The sequence below is a fragment of the Spirillospora sp. NPDC048823 genome (genome assembly GCF_043198445.1).
Classification (GTDB): domain Bacteria; phylum Actinomycetota; class Actinomycetes; order Streptosporangiales; family Streptosporangiaceae; genus Spirillospora.
Genome location: NZ_JBICUT010000015.1, coordinates 211,489 through 218,501 on the forward strand (window position 1 = coordinate 211,489; position 7,013 = coordinate 218,501).

General features: G+C 71.7%; 4 protein-coding genes. 2 read left to right on the forward strand and 2 right to left on the reverse strand.

Translation table 11 applies throughout. The annotated features are described in order from the left end of the window. The first annotated feature begins 98 nt into the window (after window positions 1–98). Entirely contained in the window at window positions 99–2,015 is a 1,917-nt protein-coding gene (locus ACGFK0_RS29625) for a hypothetical protein (RefSeq protein WP_392910674.1), read from the forward strand. A gap of 104 nt (window positions 2,016–2,119) precedes the next feature. Then, window positions 2,120–3,214 carry a hypothetical protein gene (locus ACGFK0_RS29630; protein ID WP_392910677.1) on the forward strand — a complete coding sequence of 365 codons (1,095 nt, stop codon included), beginning with the start codon at window positions 2,120–2,122 and terminating at the stop codon, window positions 3,212–3,214. Between the two features lie 7 nt (window positions 3,215–3,221). Here ACGFK0_RS29630 and ACGFK0_RS29635 read toward each other — a convergent pair whose 3' ends face one another. Beyond that, window positions 3,222–5,798 carry an ATP-binding protein gene (locus ACGFK0_RS29635; protein WP_392910679.1) on the reverse strand — a complete coding sequence of 859 codons (2,577 nt, stop codon included), beginning with the start codon at window positions 5,796–5,798 and terminating at the stop codon, window positions 3,222–3,224. Between the two features lie 684 nt (window positions 5,799–6,482). Further along, the coding region (locus tag ACGFK0_RS29640; RefSeq protein WP_392910682.1) for a hypothetical protein at window positions 6,483–7,013 on the reverse strand (531 nt) is incomplete at its 5' end.

Below are 7,013 nucleotides of genomic sequence, written 5' to 3' on the forward strand. Positions count from 1 at the left end.
TCGGGAGCCCTGCGGATTTGCGGGGAAGCGAGGGCCGCCCGGTTCGGCGGCCCCGATCGCAAGCGTGGGCAAAGCGGCTATAAGGCGAGGTCTGAGCGATGCAGTGTCCGACGTGCGGGAATGACACGCCCGGGACGCTCGGCAAGTGTTCGCACTGCGAGGCCCCGATCGACGTGTACTCGGTCGGGCCCGCCGTCCCGCTGTCGGCCCCTGTCGCGGACGCCCCCGCGGCCGGCTCCGCCGACGCGCTCGGCGACCGGACGATGATGGTGCCGCCGCCCACGCCCTCCTGGGCCTCCACCGCGAGGCCGCCCGTGACGCCCGACTTCGGGATGCCGTCGCAGCCCTCGCAGCCCTCGCAGACGGCCCCCGAACCCCCGGCCGGCATGCCCCCGACTCCGTCGGCGCCATCGCCCGGGGCAGGGCAGGCGCCCGGAGCAGGACACCTGCCCGGGGCAGGGCAGGCGCCCGCGTCGACGCAGTTGCCGGGGGCGGGGCAGCCGCCGCTTCGGCTGTCCGCGGAGCCGCCCGAGCCGCCCGTGCACCAGTCCGCGGCCCCCTTCGAGACCTCGGCGTCCTTCGAGACCTCGGCGTCCTTCGAGGCCTCGGCGCCCGTCCAGCCCGCGGCGCCCGTCCAGCCGTCGCCGTTCGGCCTGCAGTCCGAGCCGCTCGGCGGGCCGCAGGCCGCCATGCCGACACCGCAGTCGGGTACCCCGACGCCGCCCGCGTCGCCGCTTCCGCCCGCCGACCCCGAAGACACCGCCGCGTGGACGTTCAACCCCTATGAGGACGACGACGAGGCGGAGGCGTCCGCCCCGTCCGGCGGGTTCGGCGCTCCGCCGTCGCCCGGGTGGGGAGGCGGGCTTCCGGCGCTGCCCGCGAACGAGCAGCCCGCGCTGCCGGCCTCCGGCTCTTCGGAGCACATGCCGAACGCGTTCGGGCTGGAACCGCTGCCCGAACCCACGGAGTCGATCGTCCCGGAGTCGTGGTTCGCGCAGCCGCGCAAGCCCGACGGCCCGGACGCCGAAGCGACCCAGATGTGGGGGCGGCAGCAGCCGGGCGCGGACGCCCAGCCGCCCACGATGCTCGACGCGGACGCGACGCAGATCGCCCCCGGCCAAGGGATGCACAGTCCCGGCATGCCCGGCGGCCAAGGCTCGCCCATGGGCTTCGGCGGCGACTTCGACCAGACGCGCATGGACCCGGGCCAAGGCATGGCCGCACCCCCGATGGGCCAGGGCCCCATGGCCCAGGGGCCGCCGATGGGCGGCCCGGCCGGTGGCCCGATGGGCGGCCCGATGGGCGGCCAGGGAATGCCCATGGGTCCGATGGGGCAGGGCGGGCCGGGCGACCCCGCGTACGGCGGCTACCCGCCGAACCAGGGCGGACGTCCCGGCGGCGGGACGAGCAAGCCGCTCATCGCAGCCGTCGCCGCCCTCGTCACGGTCGCGGTCGGCGCCGTGGTGTTCGTCGTGTGGCCGTCCGGCGGCGACTCGTCCGCCGGTGCCGACCCCACGACGTCGCCGTCCAACAAGCAGGTCGCGCAGAAGAACGAGATCCCGACCGAGACCAAGCAGCAGGCCCAGGTCGTGAACAAGGTCCTGGACGACAGCGTCGCCACCCGCCGCGTCCTCGCCGGCGCGCTCGGCCGGGCGGGCAAGTGCCAGACGCTGCCGCAGGCGATCCAGGGGTTCGAGAAGGTCGCCCGGCAGCGCCAGAACCAGCTGGCCCGCACCAAGAACCTCCAGGTCGACAAGCTCGCGAACGGCGAGCGTCTGCGCGGGTCGCTCGCTGAGGCGCTGACGGCGTCGCTGCAGGTCGACCAGGTCCTGCTGCGGTGGGCGCAGCAGAACCAGGCCAACTGCCGGGGCAAGCCTCGCCCGGCCGCCGCGAAGGTTCCCGGACGCGCGGCCGGTGAGCGGCGTGCGACGACGGCCAAGCAGAAGTTCGTCGTCCTGTGGAACCCCGTCGCCAAGAAGACGGGCCAGCCGACGCGCAGTTGGAAGCGGGTCTGACGGCACGGTCACGACCCGGTTGCGATCTTCGGCCGAGCCACTCGGGGCGTGTGACGGCGCAGTATCTTGTCCCCGTTTGGGACGTCACGGGGTAGGGGGACCTCATGCGGTGTCCGGGCTGCGGAAACGACACCAACCCGGCGTTGCCCCAGTGCACGCACTGCAACGCGTCCCTCGGCACCCCACCTGACGTCGCCCCGCCGGGCGTTGCCCCACCGGGCTTCGGCGCGACGGCCTCCGACCCACGCGGCGACGACGACGCGACCTCTCATGATCCGCCGGCGGGCGACGCGACGTCCCATGACCCGCCGGCGGGCGACGCGACGTCCCATGACCCGCCGGCCGGTGACGCGACCACCCGTGACCCGCTGGGCGGCGCGCCGCGCCCCGGTGAACCGATGCCGCCGCCGTGGACCGTGTCGCCGCAGGAGCCCGCCCAATGGGAATCCCCGCCACCCGGACCCCCGCCACCCGGACCCCCGCCCGACCACACGACGCCCATGCCTCCGTCGGGCGAGACGTTCACGCAGCTCTCCCCCGAACCGTGGGCCGACCCGGTCTCCCCGGAGCCGTGGGCCGAACCCGCGATCTGGCAGCCGCCCGCGCCACCGAAACGGAGCACGGTCCCGTACTTCCTGGCCGCAGCGGGTGTCGTCCTTCTCTTCGGGATGGCTCTCGGCATCGTGTTCTGGCCGAGCGGGTCGGAGACGCCCGCGCAGCCCGGTGGCGGCGTCCCGTCCGCGCAGGGGCAGGGCACCGGGCCCGCGACCGAGGAGTCCGGCGACGGCGGCGACAGCGACAGCGGCGACGTCGAAGCCCAGGCCAGGGCGGTGGACGACCTCCTGAAGGACATGGGCACCACCCGCTCCGAACTCGGCGGCGTGGTCGTCGACGGCTGCCCCACCAACGGCCTGCGACGCATCTTGGAAATGCGCATGGGCCAACTGGAGAGGGCCCGCGAACTGGACGTCAGCGCGCTCGACAACGGCGTCCCGATGAAGGACGCGCTCGTCCGCGCGCTGGAGGCGTCGACCGAGTCGAACCAGCGCTACGTGGACATCGCGCCCGGCTGCCCGACCGAGGAAGAGGTCTCGGACGTCAACCAGCGCGCGAGCAGCGCCAAGAGCGAGTTCATCGGCTACTGGGCTCCCGTCGCCGAACAGGCCGGCCTCCCGGCCCGCACCGAAAGCGACATCTGACGCGGCGTCACTCCGCGTCGCGGGACTGGCCGAGGAAGGGGAGCCCCTTGGACGGGTCCTCGAAGGGGGCGACGAACCGCTCGAACCAGCTCAGGACGGGCTCCAGCCACTGCGTGACGCGCATCGTCTCGGCGACGTGGTCGACCTGCTCGTCCTCCTCGAAGCCGATCGCGACGAGGGTGAGGTCCTGGTAGAAGCCCGCCTGGTCGTCGGCGCCGTAAAGGGCGGTGAGGGCGATGGGCCGGTTGCGTTCCAGTTCCATCGACAGCGGGTGGCGGCGCAGGGCGCGGAGGCGGTGGCCGAGCTTCGGGTCCGGCGGCTGTTTCAGGCCGGGGAGCTGGTAGTCGAGGGGCGGCGCGGCGGCGTGCTTGTCCGGGACGCCCTCACCGTAGGGGAACAGGCGGTCGAGTTCGTGCAGCCACCTGACCTGGGGGATGACCCAGTTCGGGCCGGGGGCGGTACCCGGGGACGCGCCGTCGAGGAGACGTCCGGCGACCTCGGCGACGGCGGCGGTCAAATCGGACGGCGGGTAGGCGGTGCGCAGCGACCGTGAGCGCCGCGTCACCGACCTTTCCACGACGGTCGCCAGGGCGCATTCGCGCAGCCGAGGCGTGAGCCGCGACCAGGCACGGCGCAGCTCGGGCGAAACCGCCGGCATCGGCCGGTTCACGACATGGGACAGGACCAGCGTGTCGGCCCACAGCCGAAGCCAGGCCCAGTCGGTGTGACCGGCGATGAGATCGGCCTCGCGCAGCTCGTAGAGGGTGCAGGCCCGCCCGGAACGGCACTCGCAGCCGCAGGCGGCCGAGCGGCGGCCGTCCACCGGCGGCGGCGGCCCCGGCAGCTCCGCCTCCCGGCCCTCCCCCAGCGGCACCCGCACCCGCAGCGGACGGTCCATGCCGTCCGCGAACACCGCCGCGACACCCGGGCGCAGCGACACGACCTCCCGGGACTGATCAACGTCCAGGTTCATCGCCGCACCGACCTGGTGCCGGTCGTCGTAGGCGGGCAGCCGGTGCACGACCTTCAGCGCCGTGTTCTTGATGACGTCCGGGACGAGCTTGGTCGGGATCTGCTCCGCGACGATGATCCCCTCCCCGTACGCGCGGATCTCGGCGAGCATCCCGGCGAACAGCTCGACGGCGTGCGAACTGGTCCGTTCCGGACCCCGGTTGCGCAGCAGTCGGTGCGCCTCCTCGATCACGATCACGTGCCGCAGAGCAGGGCCGTCGCTCCGGTCGCGGCGCCGCTCCCGCATCCGCAGATGCTCGACGATGCGGATGATGAGCGTCCCCATGAGGAACGCCTTGTCCTCATCGTTCGCGACGTCCTCAATGGCGAGGACGATGTTGTCGCGGAGCATCCCGCCGATGTCGGCCGGGTGACCGCCCTCGAAGAACCGTCCCGCCGAACCGATGCGCAGCGAACGCAACCGCACGTCCACGAACCCCTGCACGTCGGCCATCAGCTCACGCCCGTAGCCGACGTCCGAGATGACTTGAAGCGCAGCGTTCTGCAACTGCTCCAGCGTCGGAACGGCGGGCTCGATGAGCGAACCGGGAACACCCCCGCCCGTCACCACGTCCCACCCGTTGTTCTCATAAACCCGCTGCAAGGCCTGCGCCATGATCTGCGGGAACGGCTCCTCGGCATCGAACGCCGCTTGGAACAGCGCCCGAACCATGTCGATGTGCGCCTGCACGGGGTAGCCGGGCTCAGGCGCAAGCGGATTCACCGACAGCGGCACCGACCCCGGATCGGACGGATTCACCACCGTCACCGGCCCGCCGAGATCCCGGATGCGCCCCGCCATCGCCGCGTACTCCGACTTCGCCGGCTCGATCGCCAGCCACGGAATGCCCGCGCGCGTCAACTGCTCCAGCAGATGCCGGACGGTCTGCGACTTGCCCGCACCCGTCGCGCCCGTCACGAACACGTGCCGGTTGATCGTCGAGCGCGGGACGGTGAGCCGTCCGACCTGCCGGTCCTGCCCATCCAGGATCGCGCCCAGTTCGATCTGCGCCTCGCCCTGCCCATCGGTCTCGGACGTGACGTCGAAGTACCCGGCGTCCAGCACCCGCAGCCCCGGAACCTCCCGCCGCGGCAACCCGGCCAGCGCCGCAAGCGCCCCAGCCGTCGCCACGAACGGAAACCGCTGCTCCGGCTCGGACATCCCGCGCACCGGGACAGGCGCCGCACCGGGGCTCAACATCTCCCCGAACGAGCCACTCCCCTGCCCCGACCGAAGCCGGTACGGGTGATGCCCCAGTTCCATCGACCCGACCAGCACCGGCGCGATCTGGCTCAACTCGTCCTGCGTGGCGGCCCCCGCCACCACCCGGACCTGCCACAGCCCCGCCTCGCGGAACGCGTCCAACTCGGCAAGCCGCTGATCCGCCCGAGCGACAGCAAGCCGCGCCTGCTCGTCCTCCCCCCGCCGCAGCATCCGCAACTCGTGATGCAGCTCCCGCATCTCCGAATCGATCAGCCGCTCGTCACCCGGCTCCGCGACGACGAACCACCCGAACGGCCGCTCCATCAACGTGACGAGCGTCGCCTCGAACAGCCCAGGCCCGCCGTCCACCCCCGCCCCCTGCGGCGCGAGCCGCCCGGGACACCGCGTCCACGCCATCCGTCCGGCCTGCCGCAACCACCCGTCCCCTACGGGAACCCCACGGGCACCACTCGGAAACAACAGCCCGTACGACTCCGCCCCAGGCTCCGGCGCCCCGATCGGCCCCGCATTAGTGATCAGCTCCAGCGGAGCCCCACCGCCCGCCGACAACCACCCGACAACGAACGGCCGCCCCAACCGCGCCGCCGACAACGCCGCAGGCAGCACACTGACAAAATCCCACTCAGCAGACGCGTCCCGCTGCGGCGCGGGGATGGCCAAAATCCGATACCAGGGCCCCGGCAGCACGAACTCCCCCACCTCACGGCGCCCCCGCGCCTCCGGCACACTCCGCGAGCCGCCCGCCTGCATCCCCGCAGGCGGCCCTCCCGGCGGCGGTGCTCCCGGAGGCAGCCCAGCCCCCCTCCGGTAGGGCGGCATCCCAGGCGACGGCGAACCAGGGGAAGAAGTCACCCCAGCATCCTGACGCCCCACCCCACCCCAAGCCAATGCCCCACCAGGAAGAGCACTCCACCGCGGCATGACCTACGACCGTTGACGATGATCGTCACCGCCACAAGCGCAACGGCCACCGGTCGTGGAATCACCACCACGGAAGCGCAAGCCCGGTTTCCGAGACGAACGCAGGCGGAACTATTGAAGTTCATACATATTTCCGGTGATCGTGGCGATGAGTCCGTTGTGATGCACGACCACCATGCGACCGGCGCGAGGCGAAATGATGACGACATCGCCCGCGGTTATCACGTCCTCAAATACCTCGGCATAGGAATGCACAAATTCCGAAAAGCCTGTGCCATGGACGAAAAATGGCCCGTAATTCGACTGGAAACTGTGCATCGTTGTTACGATCAGGATACCGGTCGAAACGGGCCGGCAGTAGTCGACCAGCCTCTCGGCGACATCTCGCGGATCGCGATCGTCGGTCGGGAACTCCGTCCAGGCCGCCGGTGAGAGCCCGACGATCTGATCGGGCTCGAACCCACCCGAGCCTGGATTGACCCCTTCCAGTACACGTTCGGCGAGCCTCCAGTTCGGATGGACGAACAAGTTCACCTTCACCCCCATTCGTAAGCATTCAGCACCGGCACGTTTCGGTGTTGCGTGATCGCTGTGGGTGATCGCGGGAGGGTGTGCTTGGGCCGGTTTCGAGGTGGTCAGGCT

Bases quoted from the DNA above. Each gene is read 5' to 3' on its own strand.
- ACGFK0_RS29630 (WP_392910677.1), top strand. From the start codon at position 2,120: ATGCGGTGTCCGGGCTGCGGAAACGACACCAACCCGGCGTTGCCCCAG.
- ACGFK0_RS29625 (WP_392910674.1), top strand. From the start codon at position 99: ATGCAGTGTCCGACGTGCGGGAATGACACGCCCGGGACGCTCGGCAAG.